12 protein-coding genes and 1 pseudogene are annotated in these 15,928 nt (G+C 69.5%); 7 read left to right on the top strand and 6 right to left on the bottom strand.

All coding sequences use genetic code 11. From position 1 onward, the window contains the following. Window positions 1-143 precede the first annotated feature (143 nt). From OCJ37_RS05405 to OCJ37_RS05395, 3 genes are all read left to right on the top strand, one after another. Window positions 144-569: a VOC family protein gene (locus tag OCJ37_RS05405; RefSeq protein ID WP_263112659.1), complete on the top strand. Its 426-nt coding sequence runs from the start codon at window positions 144-146 to the stop codon at window positions 567-569. 391 nt (window positions 570-960) lie between these two features. Next, on the top strand, window positions 961-3,348 hold the full coding sequence (locus OCJ37_RS05400) for a TonB-dependent receptor plug domain-containing protein (protein ID WP_263112658.1): 2,388 nt from the start codon (window positions 961-963) through the stop codon (window positions 3,346-3,348). A gap of 332 nt (window positions 3,349-3,680) precedes the next feature. Next, window positions 3,681-4,115 (top strand): hypothetical protein, encoded by a 435-nt coding sequence (locus OCJ37_RS05395; RefSeq protein WP_263112657.1) that lies wholly within the window; start codon window positions 3,681-3,683, stop codon window positions 4,113-4,115. On the opposite strand, the gene OCJ37_RS05390 is transcribed toward OCJ37_RS05395, so the two are convergent. After that, entirely contained in the window at window positions 4,105-5,619 is a 1,515-nt protein-coding gene (locus tag OCJ37_RS05390) for an MASE1 domain-containing protein (protein WP_263112656.1), read from the bottom strand. The two genes, OCJ37_RS05395 and OCJ37_RS05390, sit on opposite strands and share 11 nt — an antisense overlap. 672 nt (window positions 5,620-6,291) lie before the next feature. Here OCJ37_RS05390 and ybaL point away from each other — a divergent pair. Beyond that, window positions 6,292-7,977: a YbaL family putative K(+) efflux transporter gene (ybaL, locus tag OCJ37_RS05385; RefSeq protein WP_263112655.1), complete on the top strand. Its 1,686-nt coding sequence runs from the start codon at window positions 6,292-6,294 to the stop codon at window positions 7,975-7,977. Between the two features lie 109 nt (window positions 7,978-8,086). Here ybaL and OCJ37_RS05380 read toward each other — a convergent pair whose 3' ends face one another. Both OCJ37_RS05380 and OCJ37_RS05375 read right to left on the bottom strand, forming a co-directional pair. Beyond that, window positions 8,087-8,977, bottom strand: a complete 891-nt coding sequence (locus tag OCJ37_RS05380) for an AraC family transcriptional regulator (RefSeq protein ID WP_263112654.1) — start codon at window positions 8,975-8,977, stop codon at window positions 8,087-8,089. A gap of 94 nt (window positions 8,978-9,071) precedes the next feature. Beyond that, window positions 9,072-10,292, bottom strand: a complete 1,221-nt coding sequence (locus OCJ37_RS05375; RefSeq protein ID WP_317633217.1) for an MFS transporter — start codon at window positions 10,290-10,292, stop codon at window positions 9,072-9,074. Between the two features lie 67 nt (window positions 10,293-10,359). Here OCJ37_RS05375 and OCJ37_RS05370 point away from each other — a divergent pair, with 67 nt between their 5' ends. Beyond that, window positions 10,360-11,160 (top strand): AraC family transcriptional regulator, encoded by an 801-nt coding sequence (locus OCJ37_RS05370; RefSeq protein ID WP_263112653.1) that lies wholly within the window; start codon window positions 10,360-10,362, stop codon window positions 11,158-11,160. 136 nt (window positions 11,161-11,296) lie between these two features. Here the strand turns inward: OCJ37_RS05370 and OCJ37_RS05365 are convergent, their stop codons facing one another. Continuing rightward, complete coding sequence (locus tag OCJ37_RS05365) at window positions 11,297-11,668, bottom strand: winged helix-turn-helix transcriptional regulator (RefSeq protein ID WP_263112652.1); 372 nt, start codon at window positions 11,666-11,668, stop codon at window positions 11,297-11,299. A gap of 97 nt (window positions 11,669-11,765) precedes the next feature. Here OCJ37_RS05365 and OCJ37_RS05360 point away from each other — a divergent pair, with 97 nt between their 5' ends. Then, entirely contained in the window at window positions 11,766-12,515 is a 750-nt protein-coding gene (locus OCJ37_RS05360; RefSeq protein ID WP_263112651.1) for an SDR family NAD(P)-dependent oxidoreductase, read from the top strand. Window positions 12,516-12,765: 250 nt separating this feature from the next. Next, a complete protein-coding gene (locus OCJ37_RS05355) occupies window positions 12,766-13,077 on the top strand; it encodes a PsiF family protein (protein ID WP_263112650.1) in 312 nt (103 codons plus the stop codon). 166 nt (window positions 13,078-13,243) lie between these two features. On the opposite strand, the pseudogene OCJ37_RS05350 reads toward OCJ37_RS05355, so the two are convergent. Then, window positions 13,244-14,250: pseudogene (locus tag OCJ37_RS05350) on the bottom strand (sterol desaturase family protein); the annotation flags it as partial. Between the two features lie 342 nt (window positions 14,251-14,592). Continuing rightward, window positions 14,593-15,879 carry an O-acetylhomoserine aminocarboxypropyltransferase/cysteine synthase family protein gene (locus OCJ37_RS05345; protein ID WP_263112649.1) on the bottom strand — a complete coding sequence of 429 codons (1,287 nt, stop codon included), beginning with the start codon at window positions 15,877-15,879 and terminating at the stop codon, window positions 14,593-14,595. Window positions 15,880-15,928 lie beyond the last annotated feature (49 nt).

Genomic DNA, 15,928 nt, shown 5'->3' with positions numbered 1-15,928 from the left:
GCGCTTATGACGAGAACGCCACGGCCGGTCCGGGGCGTTCTCGTTTGCGCCGCCGACGGCGCCGGTGCCGGTCCACGCGCCGTGAAGGCGCCTCGCCGGCAGCGGTGGTATCAGATGCCGTCCTCTCCGGCGGAGCCATCCCCATGCAAACCGAACAGCTGTACCGCGGACGCCTGATCGACCACCTGCACCTGGTGGTGCGCGACCTGCAGGCGAGCCAGGCCTTCTACGCCGCCGTGCTGCGCGAACTCGGCATCCCGCTCGGCGGCCAGGGCGACGGGTATTTCTGGGCCGACGAACTGTTCGTGTCCGACCGCAGCACGCTGGCCCAGGGCGAATTGACCGGGCGCCACCATCTCGCGTTCCAGGCGCGCGACCGCGCGATGGTGGACGCGTTCCACCGCACCGCGCTGGCGCACGGCGGACGCGACAACGGCGCGCCGGGACTGCGCCCGTACCACCCCGGCTATTACGCGGCCTTCGTGCTCGACCCGGACGGCAACAACCTCGAAGCCGTCTTCCACGGGCCCGCGCAACGCAGCGCCGAGGCGGTGCGCATCGACTTCTGATCCTGCAGCAACCAGATCGCGCGGGCGTTTCTCCGCAGGGATCCCCAAGCGCATTCCAAGCCGGGCGAAGCGATCGCACGCAGCGCGTAACGCTCGCGCCCAGGCCGGCACGCGCGATGCGTGACCCTGATCGCGTACGGGGCGCCCGGCATTGCCGGCCGCTTTTTTTGTCTACGGCTGCGGCGAATACCGTCATCGCCGGTGCCGTAAAGGATCGCAGCGGTGGTTGCGCCTGCAACGATTTCAGGGGTTTAACGGAACATTGACACAATCGACATATCCCGGTAATCCATGGTGCAGCCGCCACATTCGCGAGACGCGCAACACCCGGGAGGGGGTGATCGCGGACCTGGCGGCGCACGACGTCCCCCCGTTCTGGAGCCGACCGCCAATGACCCGCACGTTCAGCCCTCTCGCTACTGCCGTCGCCCTCGCGCTGGCCACCGCCGCCCTACCCGCGCTCGCGCAAAGCGATGCCGACAGCGCCCGCACGCTGGATACCGTGATCGTCACCGGCACCCGCGTGGCCGACCGCACCGTCGCCGAATCGGCCTCGCCGATCGACATCATCTCGCCGGAGATGCTGCAGTCCACCGGCACCACCGAACTGGCCACCGCGCTGTCGCGCGCGGTGCCGTCGCTGAACTTCCCGCGCCCGGCGATCACCGACGGTTCGGACGCGGTGCGCCCGGCGCAGCTGCGCGGCCTGTCGCCCGACCAGGTGCTGGTGCTGGTCAACGGCAAGCGCTACCACACCACCGCGCTGGTCAACCTCAACGGCGCGCAAGGCCGCGGCTCCTCGCCGGCCGACCTCAACACCATCCCGATCGCGGCGGTGGAGCGCATCGAAGTGCTGCGCGACGGCGCCTCGGCGCAATACGGCTCCGACGCCATCGCCGGGGTCATCAACATCGTGCTCAAGGGCAGCGGCGACGGCGGCAGCATCGCCGCGCGCTACGGCAAGTACAGCGCCGGCGACGGCGAGCAGTACCAGCTGTCCGGCGACGCCGGGCTCGCGTTCGGCGAGAACGGCGCCGTGCATTTCGCCGCGCAGGCCGGTCACCAGGACCAGACCGACCGCGCCAAGCCATACCTGGGCGAAGTGCAGCAGCGCTACGGCGACCCGGACGTCGACCAGGGCGCGTTCTCCTACAACGGCCAGTACAGCCCGGCCGACTACATCACCTTCTATTCCTACGGCATGCTCAGCCGCCGCGAGGTGCTGTCCAACGGCTATTTCCGCTGGTCCGGCGACAACCGCAACCGTCCGGAGATCTATCCCGGCGGCTTCCTGCCGCAGATCTACAACGTCAGCAAGGACGTCTCCTGGGTCGGCGGCTTCAAGGCCAGCACCGAGGGCGGGCTGGGCATCGACATCAGTTACAACTACGGCCGCAACAACCTCAGCTTCGAGGTCAAGAACAGCCTCAACAACAGCCTGGGCCTGAGCAGCCCCACCGACTTCTATGCCGGTTCGCTGGAAGTCACCCAGAACCTGCTCAACGCCGACTTCAGCAAGTCGCTGGAGATCGGCCTGGCCTACCCGGTCACGCTGGCCTTCGGCGGCGAGTGGCGCGGCGAGAAGTTCAACGAATCGCCCGGCGACGTGGCCTCCTACGTCAACGGCGGGGTGCCCTCGGCCAACGGCACGCTGCTGCCGGGCGCGCAGGTCTATGCCGGCTTCAAGCCCAGCGATTCGGGCCACTACGACCGCAACAGCTATTCGGCCTACGTGGACCTGGAAGCCGACATCACCGACAAGTTCTCCGCCGGCCTGGCCGGGCGCTACGAGAACTACAGCGATTTCGGCGACACCAGCACCGGCAAGCTGTCGCTGCGCTATGCCTTCACCGACAAGGTCGCGCTGCGCGCCACCGCCTCCACCGGGTTCCGCGCGCCGTCGCTGCAGCAGCAGTATTTCCAGTCCATCGCCACCAACTTCATCAACGTCACCCAGCCCGACGGCAGCATCACCGCCACGCCATTCGAGATCGGCACCTTCCGCACCGACAACCCGGCCGCGGTCGCGCTCGGCGCCGAACCGCTGAAGGCGGAGAAGTCGAAGAACTACGGCCTGGGCCTGGTGTTGCAACCGGTCGACGCGCTGTACGTCACCGTCGACGCCTACCGCATCGACATCGACGACCGCATCGTGCTGTCGGAGAACCTAACCTCCACCGCGGTGCGCAACTACCTGCAGGCCAACGGCTACGCCGGCATCGGCGGCGGCCGCTACTTCACCAACGCGATCGACACCAAGACCCAAGGCGTGGACGCGGTCGGCACCTACAAGATCGCGCTGAGCAACAGCAACCTGGACCTGACCGCCGGCTACAACTACAACAAGACCGAGATCGAGCAGATCGCCGAGAACCCGGCGGTGCTGGAGGCGATCGACCCGACCGCGGTGCGCATCGGCCGCGCCGAGATCGGCCGCATCACCAAGGGCGCGCCGCGCGACAAGTTCTTCCTGAGCAGCGTGTGGGCGCCGGGCGACTGGGCATTCACCGCCACCGCCACGCGCTGGGGCGAGTTCACCGACTTCGGCACCACCCCGGCGGCCGACCAGACCTATACGGCGAAGTGGACGCTGGACCTGGCCGCCAGCTACAAGCTCGGCAACTGGGACTTCACCATCGGCGGCGACAACGTGCTCAACGAGTACCCGGACCAGTCGCGCGCCGGTGCCGGCACCCGCACCTACCTCCCGTACAGCACCTCCTCGCCGTTCGGCTTCAACGGCGCCTTCGCCTACGCCAACGTCAACTACAAGTGGTGAGGCAGGCCGGCACGGCGTAGCGGATGCGGCGCTGCCGAGCAGGAAAAAGCCCCGGTTCGCCGGGGCTTTTTTGTCTGCCGCGCGCTGCGAAACGGTCGTCGCGTATTAACGATCGCGCTTCCCGCCGATTAACTCCACCAACTAACACAGATCAGGAACAGGAGGAAGTTACTTTGGTAGACATTCACGGAATGCGCGCCGCATCAATGACATAGGGTAAAACTCCGTTTCTTTACCCGATATTTGTCAACAGCTGCCCGCTGCGACTCGCGTAAGGTGGAATCGCCTGAACGGCAGGCGATAGAAAACCCTTAGCAGGGGAAGGACAAGCTATGGACTGGAATATCTCGAAAATCGCGACGCTGGCCTCGGGAGTCTTGCTGTGCTCGGCGTTCGCCTCGGTCGCTCACGCACAGACCTGCTGCCCCACCGGCGGCGGCAGCCACATCGCAACGCAGGGCCTGGGCGAGAGCATGCCGGCCGCCACCGATCTGTCGACCAACGCCACCGTGAGCATCTATCAGTTCGAGCGTGGCGGGGTGACCTACCTGCAGATCAACGATGCGAACGGGCAGGTCCGCGGCGCGGTGGCGCGCATCGAAAACACCGCCTGGGTGACCCCGATGGGCAAGGACGTGGACCGGGTCAGCATCGTCGATGCGCTGGACCAGAGCCGCGGCATCGTGCTCTACGATGCGCGCTACTTCACCGTGCAGAGGTCCAGCACCGCCAATGGCGACGCCTGGACCGTCACCATCAAGAAGTGACGGGGCGCCGCTCCGACGGTTCGGAGACGAGGAAGCTGATCTTCAGCTCATGGCGACGCCGACAGGTGCCGTCATGAGCCTTCAGCCGGCTCGCCAGTTCCCACTCGATCTCGTCCGTGTTCTTGGCGTCGCCGGCGCCGAGCAGCAGCGCCGGATCGGCGGCGACGGTCACCACCAGGCCGCGCCGGCCACGCGCCTTCCACACGCGCGCCGTGATCCGATGCCGGCCGCTGCGCGGCAGCATCTCCATCGCATTGAGCACGCAGCGGTACGCGGCCAGTTGCAGGCCGATCGACAGTAGCCTGGATTCGCCGCGCAGCCGCGTCTCCACCTCGGTGTCGCAGGCATTGGCGAAGGCGATGGAACTCAGCGCGCCGTAGAGCCCATGGGTCTCGATGTCCAGCGGATACAGCGCCGCGACGTAGTCGTCCAGCAGCTGCGCCTGGATCACGCCGGTGCGGTTCATTTCCATGGCCGCCGCGTAGTGGCCGCGCTCCTTCAGCGAGGAGGCGATGTCGCGGCGCAGCTTGTTGAGGTGGACATGGATGTCGGTGTACTCGATCACCCGGTTGCGCAGCGTGCGCTCGGCGGACATGTAGCTGGCCTGCGCCACCTGCAGCGCCTGCTGCTCGGCATAGCCGTAATGCCGCGCCTGGCGGAAGGCGCTGGAGATCTTCGAGCCGAGCACGAACAGCAGGGTCGCGGCGACGGCGATCAGCATCTGCACGTCGAACCCCTGCTGGTCGTAGGCGCCGGCATAGTTGGAACGCGGCAGCGACATGGCGACCGCCAGGTTGGCCAGCACCACGCCGACCGCCGAGCCGCGCCAGCCATGCGAAAGCGTCAGCCAGGCGCCCGGCACCAGCAGCATCAGCAACAGGAACTGGTGCAACAGGCCCGGGGTGCCCATCGCCAGCGCGAAGATGCCGGCCACGGCGAGCACCGCGATCGCCGAGTCGCGCAGCAACGTGCCGGACAAGGATTTGTCGCTCTTGCGATGCAGCCACAGCAGCGTCGGCAGGAAGAACATCAGGATGCCCAGGTAGCTGCCGATCCAGTACCGGATGCTGTGCTCCAGGGTGATGAATGCGGCCGGCCCGTCCAACATCGCGTTGACCGCCTTGTTGACCAGCAGGCCCCATAGCGCCAGGCCCACGGTGAGGAACGGCAGCCAGCGCTGCACGGCCCACGAGGCGGGGAAGCGGCTGCGGAACGCCCACGGCAGCAGCGCGAACAAGGGCGCGACCAGGAACGGGCTCAGGTATGCCCACACCTCGCTCACGCCGTCGTGGTTGGCCATCGGCACGCGCATCGCCAGCAACGCGGCGGCATCGCCCAGCAGCACGTACGGCCACAGCCGGTACGGCAGGAACAGCAACGCGGCCGCGCGCACGCCTGCCGGCAGGAACCATTGGTCCACCGACCAGCGCCACACGATCATGTAGAGCGCGCAGTACGCCGCGCTCAGGAGGATGCCGCCAGCGAATTTTTTCAGTGTAGCCATGCCACCTTGATCCTTGGCAGGACGCCTAATTGGCGCAAACATACAGCACGCCGAGAACCCGGACAGTAGACAGTTTGCAGCGCACACAACGGCGGCAATGCCTTGCCTGGCAGGGGTTTGCGGGAAGCGCGGGGAGGCTGGGACAGGTTTCTCATTCGACCGATCCGGAACCCGGGCTATTTTGACGGTTTCGCGTATCACGAATCCGTGAGAGTGCCGCCGCCATTGGGCTGGCGGCCGCGCTACGCGCTGCAGCCTCATGCGGCGCGGCGAATGTCGGCGTTCTGTCGGAACGGAGCAGCTTTACTGCAATCGGATGGAACGCCCATTCCGGGTGAAACCCGATGAAACGCAGAAAATGAGAACGCGACGCATGTCTTGACGGAAAACCCCGGGCACGCGGGATCGCCGCCCCTGCATCGGCAGCGCGCGTTCGCTTGCCTGGATGTGTCGACCTCGGAGGTCGCGTCATCGAGCAGCGGCGGGCAGCGACATCGCACGACTCGGCAAGCGAAACGCCAGCACGCCGGTCGGCTGCGTCCGTTGGCAGCGGTGCGAGCTGCAACCTCGCCAGGCCTCGCGCAGCGCCGCCTCCTGGAGTTGTAGCCACGCCGATTTGCCCACAAAACCCGCATCGGCCACACTCCCGGCATTCCTGTTCTGCGAATCTGAATGCATCACGACACCAGCCTCATCGACATCATCGCGGTCGGGCTCGCCCTCGCCTTCGTCCTCGGCACGCTCGCCCATCGCATCAAGCTCTCGCCGCTGGTCGGCTATCTGGTGGCCGGCATCTGCGTCGGCCCGTTCACGCCCGGCTTCGTCGCCGACCAGGCGCTGGCCAACCAGCTGTCGGAACTGGGGGTGATGCTGCTGATGTTCGGCGTGGGCCTGCATTTCTCGCTCGAAGACCTGATGGAAGTGAAGTGGATCGCGATCCCCGGCGCGCTGGCGCAGATCGCGGTCGCCACCCTGCTCGGCTGGGGCCTGGCCTGGAGCATGGGCTGGCCGACGCTGCACGGGCTGGTGTTCGGCCTGGCGCTGTCGGTGGCCAGCACCGTGGTGCTGCTGCGCGCGATGGAGGAGCGGCGCCTGCTGGAAACCCAGCGCGGGCGCATCGCGGTCGGCTGGCTGATCGTCGAAGACCTGGTGATGGTGCTGGCGCTGGTGCTGCTACCGGCGCTGGCCGACGCGCTCGGCGGCAAGGGCGATGGCGGCAGCGCCGGCTCGATCCTCGGCGCGCTGGGCATCACCCTGCTGAAGATGGCCGCGTTCGTGGTGGTGATGCTGGTGGTCGGCCGCCGCGCGATCCCGTGGGCGCTGGAGAAGGTCGCCGCGACCGGCTCGCGCGAGCTGTTCACGCTGTCGGTGCTGGCGATCGCGCTGGGCGTGGCGTTCGGCTCGGCCACGCTGTTCGGGGTGTCGTTCGCGCTGGGCGCGTTCTTCGCCGGCATGCTGCTGAAGGAATCGGAGCTCAGCCACAAGGCGGCCAGCGATTCGCTGCCGCTGCGCGACGCGTTCGCGGTGCTGTTCTTCGTCTCGGTGGGCATGCTGTTCGACCCGCACATCCTGCTCGAGCATCCGTGGCAGGTGCTGGCCACGTTCCTGACCATCACCGTGGGCAAGTCGCTGGCCGCGTTCGTGATCGTGCGCGCGTTCGGCCACCCCACCGGCATCGCCCTGACCATCTCCACCAGCCTGGCGCAGATCGGCGAGTTCTCCTTCATCCTGGCCGGGCTCGGGGTCAGCCTGGCGATCCTGCCCGAGACCGGGCGCGACCTGATCCTGGCCGGCGCGCTGCTGTCGATCATCGCCAACCCGCTGCTGTTCACCTGGCTGGACCGCTGGCAGGCCAGGCAGGCGGTGGAAGCGCCGGTGACGGTGGAAGCGGAACTGCCGCCAGGGCCGTCGCTGGACCTGGTCGACCACGCCATCGTGATCGGCTACGGCCGGGTCGGCAGCACCCTGGCCGCGGTGCTGCGCGAACGCGGCGTGCCGGTGCTGGTGATCGACGACAACCGCGAACACGTGGAACGCGCGCATGCCGACGGCATCCCCGGCATCCGCGGCAGCGCCGCCGCCGACCGGGTGCTGGCCGAGGCGCACCCGGAGAAGGCCAAGATCGCGATCCTGGCGATCCCGCAGCCGCTGGAGGCCGGCGAGGCGCTGGCCAAGCTGCGCGCGCTGAACCCGGGGCTGACCCTGCTGGCGCGCGCGCACAGCGATGCCGAGGTCAAGCACCTGCTCGACCACGGCGCCGACGGCACGGTGATGGCCGAGCGCGAGCTGGCCTATTCGCTGGCCGAGATGGTGATGGCGACGCCGCCGTACCGCGCGCTGCGCGCCGCGCCGCGCTGAACCGCACGCGGGCACGCGGGCGCGCATCGCGCGTGCGCTGCGGCCCAGCAAGAGCGCCAATGCCTGGCCGGCGCCGCGCCGGCCCGTGCCGCCGTCGTGCGCTCCCGGGCTAGCCGGGGGCGCGTCGCACCGGCACGCAGATGTCGGCGCGCAGCGCGGCTTCGGCCACGGTTTCCGGATCGTCCAGGTACAGGTAATGCAGCGGTACGTCGCGCAGCGCGTAGCCGCTGCCCGGCAACCAATCGGCCAGGACCCGGTCCAGCGCCGCTTCCAGCTGCGCGTAACTGCCGACCTGGCGAAGCACCACGTAGTCGCCGCCGCCCAGCGTGCGCAGCGCGAACGGTGCCGGCGGGGACACCGTTGCGGCGAAGCCCATTGCGCACTCGAACACGTGCGCGCGCGCCGGCACGTCGCGGTGGTCGCTGAGCGGAATGCCGGCCAGCGTCTGCAGCCGCTCGGCGACGCCGGCGCGCTGCGCCCAGGCGAACAGGCGGCCGAAGCCGGCGTCCAGCGCATCGAAGGCACCGCGCCGGCGCAGCACCACCACCTCGAACGGTGCCAGCGCCCGCACCGCGACCTGCAAGGGCGCCGGCGGCGCGTCCGCGGCCTGCCGCGGCGGCCGCGCCAGCGCCTGCGATCGCGCGGCCAGCGCCGCAGGATCGGCGCGCAGCCGGCTGGGGCTGGCGCCGAGCGTGGTGCGGAAACTGCGCGCCAGCGCCTGTGGCGTCTCGTAGCCCACGGCCAGCGCGATCTCGGTGATCGAACCGGTGCCGGCGAGCAGCTGCAAGGCATGCAGCAGGCGCAGCCGGGTCACGGTGCGGCCGACGGTCTCGCCGGTCATGGCGCGGTAGACGCGGTGGAAGTGGAACGGCGACTGGTGCGCCACCGCGGCCAGCTCGGCCAGATCCGGCACGGCCGCGTGCGCCTGCAACCGCTGCTGCAGGTGCGCGAGCGCGCGTTCGATGCCGCGCTGCTGGGAGGACATCCGCGTCTGGATCATGGCCGGTCTCCGCAAGGTCGAGGCAGTGTGCCGCGGCGACCGGCCCTGCGCGGTCCCGATCTTGCGCCGATCGCCTGGCCCGGCCGGACCGCGCTCAGTGCGCCGGCACCGGGCGCCGGCTCGGCAGCAGCGCCGCCACGATGCCCAGCAGCGGCAGGTAGGACATCGCCTGGTACACGAACACGATGCCCTCGCGGTCGGCAAGCAGGCCGAGCACCGCCGCGCCCAGCCCGCCCATGCCGAAGGCGAAACCGAAGAACAGCCCGGAGATGGTGCCGATGCGCCCGGGCATCATTTCCTGCGCGTACACCAGGATCGCCGAGAACGCCGAGGACAGCACGAAGCCGATCAGCACGGTCAGCGCGGTCGCCGCGTGCAGGCCGACGTACGGCAGCGCCAGCGCGAACGGCGCCACGCCCAGGATCGACACCCAGATCACCGGCTTGCGTCCGATCCGGTCGCCGACCGGGCCGCCGATCAGCGTGCCCAGCGCCGAGGCCAGCAGGAACGCGAACAGGTGCAGCTGCGCGCTCTGCACCGACACCCCGAAGCGCTGGATCAGGTAGAACGTGTAATAGCTGCTCAGCCCGGCGATGTAGAAGTACTTGGAGAAGATCAGCAGCAGCAGGATCGCCACGATCCGCAGCACGGTCCTGCGCGGCAGCGCCGGCGCCGCCACGGCGGGCCGCGGCGCCGCGCGCACCGCCTGCAGGTGCAGCGCGTACCAGCGGCCGACGTAGGACAGCAGGGCGATGCCCAGCAGCGCGGCGGCGCCGAACCAGGCCACGGCGTGGCGGCCGTTGGGCACGATCACCGCCGCGGCGATCAGCGGCCCCAGCGCGGTGCCGGTGTTGCCGCCGACCTGGAACACCGACTGCGCCAGCCCGTGCCGCCCACCCGAGGCCAGCCGCGCGATGCGCGAGGATTCCGGATGGAAGATCGCCGAGCCGATCCCGACCAGCGCGGCGGCCAGCAGCACCATCGCAAAGCTCGGCGCATACGCCAGCAGCAGCAGGCCGCACAGGGTGGAGGTCATGCCCAGCGGCAGCGAGTACGGCGCCGGACGGCGGTCGGTGCGCAGCCCGATCAGCGGCTGGAACAGCGAGGCGGTGAGCTGGTAGGTCAGCGTGATCAGCCCGACCTGGGCGAAGCTGAGCTGGAACTGGCCCTTCAATACCGGGTACAGCGCCAGGATCAGCGACTGCATCATGTCGTTGATCAGGTGCGAGGAGGTGATTGCGGCGAGCACGCCGGCCACCACCGGGCGGGGTGCGGCGGCGGCGGGAACGGCGGCGGCAGGACGCAGGCTGGACATGGCGGACCGGGCAATGGAGGCGACGGCGCGCATGGTAGGCTGAGCCGCCCCGGCCTTCCTGCGTGACATGCCCATCGCTCGTCGAGAAAAGGACATCGCCAGCCCGCCTGCGCCGCGCGCCTGGAGCGTTGACGAGGCGCCGGGCGACGTGGTGTGCAAGGCCACCGACTATCCCAGCGACACCGTCATCGCCCCGCACCGGCATGAACGCCACCAACTGGTCTACGCGCTGCACGGGCTGATGGTGGTGCGCTCCGGCCAGGGCCATTGGGTGGTGCCCAGCACCCGCGCGCTGTGGATGCCGGCGGGCACCGTGCACAGCGTGCGCTGCGTCGGCACGCTGGGCATGCGCAGCCTGTACATCCGCCCCGCCGCGATCGCCGGCATGCCGGCGCAGCCGTCGGTGATGGCGGTGGAGCCGCTGCTGGAAGCGCTGATCCGCAGCGCCGCCGGCGTGCCCTGGGACTACGCCGCCGAATCGCGCGACGGGCGCCTGATGCGGCTGATCCTCGACGAGCTGCACGCCCTGCCGGCGCTGCCGCTGCACCTGCCGCAACCGCACGATGCGCGCCTGCTGCGCATCGGCGCCGCGCTCGATGCCGATCCGGCCGACACCACCACCCTGCACGACTGGGCGGCGCGGCTGGAGGTGAACGTCAAGACCATCCAGCGCCTGTGCCGGCGCGAGTTGCAGATGAGCTTCGGCCAATGGCGGCAGCAACTGCGCCTGTTGCGCGGGCTGGAACGGCTGGCCGCCGGCGACCGCATCATCGACGTGGCGGTGGAACTGGGCTACGACAGCCCCAGCGCGTTCACCGCGATGTTCAAGCGCCAGTTCGGCCAACCGCCGAGCCAGTTCTTCCGCTAGCGGCAGCAGCGCCTCGACGCTTCGACAGCGCGGCCGCCAGCGCCCGGCCAACGCCACCGCCGCGCATGCGCTGTCCGCGCGGCCAGGCGCGTACCTCAAGACCATGCAGCGCCGATGCCGGCCATGGCATCGGCGATCAGGCGTTGGACTTGGATTTGGAGACGGCGGACGCGCGACGTTCGCTGATGCGTTCGACCGTCTGCATGTGTTCCGTGCCCCACACGCACAGTCCTCCCAGCGCCGCCGCCAGAGACTGCCCGAAAGGCGTCAGCGAGTACTCGACCCTGGGCGGGATCTCCTGGAAGTCGATGCGCGCAACGACCTGGTCGCGTTCCAGCTCCTTGAGTTGCTGGATCAGTACCTTGTCGGTCACCCCGCCGATGGCGCGCCGCAACTCGCCGTAGCGATGCACGTTCTTGGCCAGGTTGTAGAGGATCAGCGGCTTCCACTTGCCGCCGAGCACGGACAGGGCGGCCTCGAGACCGCAACTGAATGTGGAGTTCGCCATGATCCGATCGCTCCCAAGGTACTTACCAAATGGTGCATACTATTCAAAATAATAGCCGAGATCTACAGTTGCGCCTCCCCATTCTCTGGAGCGCATCATGAGCAGGCTCAACGGCAAGATTGCAGTGGTCACCGGCGGCAACAGCGGCATCGGTCTGGCAAGCGCGATTCGCTTCGCGGCCGAAGGCGCACAGGTCGTCATCGTCGGGCGCCGGCAGGAGGAACTGGACAAGGCGCTGCGCCTGATCGGTGCCGACGCCATCGCCATTCAGGGCGACATTTCGAAGCTGGACGATCTGGACCGCGTCTTCGCCCAGGTCGAAGCCGCCAAGGGCCGCATCGACGTGCTGTTCGCCAATGCGGGGCTCGGAGAGTTCCAGCCGCTGGGCGCGATCACCGAAGACTCCTTCGATCGCACCTTCGGCGTCAACGTCAAGGGCACGCTGTTCACTGTGCAAAAAGCGTTGCCGCTGATGCGCGCCGGCGGTTCGGTGATCCTCACCGGCTCCACCACCGGCACCATGGGCACACCGGCATTCAGCGTGTACAGCGCCACCAAGGCCGCGCTGCGCAACTTCGCCAGGAGCTGGGCGCTGGACCTGAAAGACACCGGCATCCGCGTCAACGTGCTGTCGCCGGGGCCGATCTCGACGCCGGGCCTGGACCTGGCGCTGTCCGGCACCGGCCAGCGAGAGGCGATCATCGACGGCATGACCGCGCAGCTGCCGTTGGGCCGGATCGGCCGGGCGGAAGAAGTCGCGGCGACCGCGCTGTTCCTGGCCTCGGACGAGAGCAGCTTCATGACCGGTAGCGAAGTGTTCGTGGACGGGGGCTTCGCTCAGGTTTGAGGCCGGAGCGAGGGGCGGATGGGCGGCGGCCGCTGGGCCTACGCCCGGGCTGGAACGGCTGGCGGCCGGCGACCGCTTGCCGGCATGGCGGTCGAACCGGGCGATGCCGACCCGGCGCGCGCCGCGATGCCCGGGCGCGGCCAGCCGCCGGAACGGTCCTCGGGGTCAGTGCGCCGGTCAGCGGACCGGGTCACAGTTCGGTCAGATCCGCGGGCGCAGGATGCGCGCACCACCCGACCGGACCGCTGCCATGACCCGCTCCATCTCCCTCGCCGTGTGCCTGCTGCTGAGCCTGGGCGCCGCCCCGCTGCTGGCCGATGCCGCGGCCAAGCCGCAGACCGCGCAGCAGTCGTTGATGGCCAAGTGCTCGGCCCAGAACAAGGGCAAGACGGGCGACGAGTACAAGGCCGCGCAGAAGGCCTGCCTCAGCGGCGGCAGTGCGGCGCCGGCGGCCAACGCCTCGCAGCAGCGGATGAAGGACTGCAATGCGCAAGCCGCCACGCAGAAGCTGCAGGGCGATGCGCGCAAGACCTTCATGAGCGGCTGCCTGAAGAAGCGGTGATCGGCCGGCGGCGCGGCGTCGGGCTGCAGCGACGCCGCGCCGCCAGGCTCTGTCGTCCGCTCCCGGGCAGGCCGCTCGGGACGCGGGAACCGCCCTGTACCGCGGCCTCGGCGTGCGCATCGTCCGCTGCCGCGAATTCGCTCGCCGCCGCATGCGCGACCGGGACGTGCGCGACCGGGATCGGCCCATAGTCCTCGCTGAAGGCGACCTCGCCTGGCGTCCATCCGGCGCGGCGCCGTACCGCCCCCCAGAACCGCTTCAATCCCTCCAGTTGCAGCGCGACCAGCCCAGCGCGTTGTCGCGGCCCACCATCGGGTCGCCGCCCCCGGTGGGACGCAGCGGCTCGCCGTACAAGGCGGTGCCGAACAGCACGTCCCAGAACGCGAACACCTGGCCGAAATTGCAGTTGTGCAGGTTCGGCCGCTGCGGGTCCACGCGCATGTGGTGCAGGCGGTGGAAACGCGGATCGACTAGGAGCTTGTCCAGCACCGGCCCGAACCCGAAACGCACGTTGGCATGCGACAGGTTCTGCACCAGTTCGCCGAGCAGCATCAGCCAGCGAACTCGTCGGCGACGATGCCGAACGCCACGCCGACCGCGGCCAGCACGAAGGATTGCAGCGCGCCGCCCAGGTAGTTGCTGCGGTCGTTGGCCCAGCAGCTGAGCTGGCGCTGGCTGTGGTGCATGCTGTGCGTCGCCCGCCACCACGGCAGCCAGTGCTGCATCCGGTGCATCCAGTAGTAGGTGAAGTCGTAGGCCAGGCAGTACAGCGCGAAGCCAGCGGATGCCGGTCCAGCCACGGCCACGCGTGGCGCAGGCCGAACGCCGGCGCCGCCGCCGCGTCGGCATCGGCCCCGCCCAGCGCATTGGCCAGCGGGTCAGAATCAGGAACGAGAACAGCGGGAACACCCAGACCAGCATCAGCCAGGTGGAGTGGAAGTCGATCCTGGCCAGGCGCCGGTGCTCCCAGCGCTCGGCCGGCCACAGGCTCTCCAGCGGGCGGAACAGCGCGCCGATGATGCACAACTGCAGGGCCGCGATCAGCAACGACGCGGCGATCTCGCGCGGATCGTCGCGGAGCCCGGTCAGGTGCAGCGCCGCCAGCAGCGGCGTCACCGCATGCTCGGCCACCGCGGCGACCACGACCGACCAGGCATGCGGGATGGACGACATGGCGAGAGCTCCTGGCCTGCGGACACGGCAACGCCGGCACGGCGGCCGGCACATCGGGTGCCCTCCATCCCGGAGCAGCGCGTGCCGGCAACGGCGCGGCGGCCGTGCTTGGCAGGTCGTCGGCCGGCGGCGCGCGGCGCGGCCCGACCGCCCAGCCTGGCGCGACGCCATGCACCGCCAGCCGACGGCACGCCAGGCCCGGTGCGGCCTGCTCGGGATGGATGGCACGCCCTAGCCTGGCGCGCCATCCTTTCGCCCAGCTGTCCGTCGCCGCCGCGGACGATGGCCTGCGTCGCGGCGATGGCGCGCAGGCCGCCCCGGCCACGCGCGTTCCTGGCCGGGTCAGGCCTGCGCCAGCGCCTGCCGCAGGTCGGCGAGCAGGTCGTCGATGTGCTCGATCCCGACCGACAGCCGCACCGTGTCCTCGCTGACGCCGCTGCGCTCCAGTTCCTGTGGCGACAGCTGGCGGTGCGTCGTCGAGGCCGGATGCGTGGCCAGCGACTTCGCATCGCCGATGTTCACCAGCCGGGTGAACAGCTGCAGCGCGTCGAGGAAGCGCGCGCCGGCGGCGCGGCCGCCGCGCAGGCCGAAGGTGAGCACACCCGAGCCATGCCCGCGCAGGTACTTCTGCGCCAGCGCATGCTCCGGATGCCCGGGCAGCCCGGCGTAGTTGACCCATTCCACCTTGGCCTCGGTCTGCAGATGCCGCGCCACCGCCAGCGTGTTCTGATTGATCCGGTCCATCCGCAGCGGCAACGTCTCGATGCCCTGCAGGAGCTGGAACGCGTTGAACGGCGACAGCGCCGCGCCGGTGTTGCGCAGCGGCACCACCCGCGCGCGGCCGATGTAGGCGGCCTCGCCCAGCGCCTGGGTATAGACCACGCCGTGGTAGCTGACGTCCGGTTCGTTGAGGCGGCGGAAGCGCTGCGCATGTTCCGCCCACGGGAACCGGCCCGAATCCACGATCGCCCCGCCCAGGCTGGTGCCGTGCCCGCCCAGGTACTTGGTCAGCGAGTGCACCACGATGTCGGCGCCGAACTCGATCGGCCGCAGCAGGTACGGCGTGGGCACGGTGTTGTCGACGATCAGCGGCACGCCGTGCGCATGCGCCACCTCGGCGACCGCTTCCAGGTCGGTGACGTTGCCGCGCGGGTTGCCGATCGACTCGACGAAGATCGCCTTGGTGCGGTCGTCGATCAGCCCGGCGAACGCGTCGGGCTCGCGGTAGTCGGCGAAGCGGGTCTGGATGCCCGACAGCGGCAGCGTGTGCGCGAACAGGTTGTAGGTGCCGCCGTACAGCGCGCTGGAGGAGACGATGTTGTCGCCGGCCTCGGCGATGGTCTGGATCGCATAGGTCACCGCCGCCTGCCCGGACGCCACCGCCAGCGCGCCGATGCCGCCTTCCAGCGCGGCGATGCGCTGCTCCAGCACGTCGGTGGTGGGATTCATGATGCGGCTGTAGATGTTGCCCTGCACCTTCAGGTCGAACAGGTCGGCGCCGTGCTGGGTGTCGTCGAAGGCGTAGGCCACGGTCTGGTAGATCGGCACCGCCACCGCGCGCGTGGTCGGATCGGGGCGGTAGCCGCCGTGCACGGCGATGGTCTCCAGCTTCCAGTTCGGGTCGGACATGGGCGGGTCTCGGCAAGAGGAGCCGAGACGATAGCGCCATGCCGGGCGG

This window comes from Xanthomonas sp. AM6 (assembly GCF_025665335.1).
In the GTDB taxonomy this organism is placed as follows: Bacteria; Pseudomonadota; Gammaproteobacteria; order Xanthomonadales; family Xanthomonadaceae; genus Xanthomonas_A.
Note: the sequence above shows the minus strand (reverse complement) of the source record. Positions and strands in the feature narration are given on the sequence as shown.

Bases quoted from the DNA above. Each gene is read 5' to 3' on its own strand.
- OCJ37_RS05405 (WP_263112659.1), top strand. From the start codon at position 144: ATGCAAACCGAACAGCTGTACCGCGGACGCCTGATCGACCACCTGCAC.
- OCJ37_RS05400 (WP_263112658.1), top strand. From the start codon at position 961: ATGACCCGCACGTTCAGCCCTCTCGCTACTGCCGTCGCCCTCGCGCTG.
- OCJ37_RS05395 (WP_263112657.1), top strand. From the start codon at position 3,681: ATGGACTGGAATATCTCGAAAATCGCGACGCTGGCCTCGGGAGTCTTG.
- OCJ37_RS05390 (WP_263112656.1), bottom strand. From the start codon at position 5,619: ATGGCTACACTGAAAAAATTCGCTGGCGGCATCCTCCTGAGCGCGGCG.
- ybaL (WP_263112655.1), top strand. From the start codon at position 6,292: ATGCATCACGACACCAGCCTCATCGACATCATCGCGGTCGGGCTCGCC.
- OCJ37_RS05380 (WP_263112654.1), bottom strand. From the start codon at position 8,977: ATGATCCAGACGCGGATGTCCTCCCAGCAGCGCGGCATCGAACGCGCG.
- OCJ37_RS05375 (WP_317633217.1), bottom strand. From the start codon at position 10,292: ATGTCCAGCCTGCGTCCTGCCGCCGCCGTTCCCGCCGCCGCCGCACCC.
- OCJ37_RS05370 (WP_263112653.1), top strand. From the start codon at position 10,360: ATGCCCATCGCTCGTCGAGAAAAGGACATCGCCAGCCCGCCTGCGCCG.
- OCJ37_RS05365 (WP_263112652.1), bottom strand. From the start codon at position 11,668: ATGGCGAACTCCACATTCAGTTGCGGTCTCGAGGCCGCCCTGTCCGTG.
- OCJ37_RS05360 (WP_263112651.1), top strand. From the start codon at position 11,766: ATGAGCAGGCTCAACGGCAAGATTGCAGTGGTCACCGGCGGCAACAGC.
- OCJ37_RS05355 (WP_263112650.1), top strand. From the start codon at position 12,766: ATGACCCGCTCCATCTCCCTCGCCGTGTGCCTGCTGCTGAGCCTGGGC.
- OCJ37_RS05345 (WP_263112649.1), bottom strand. From the start codon at position 15,879: ATGTCCGACCCGAACTGGAAGCTGGAGACCATCGCCGTGCACGGCGGC.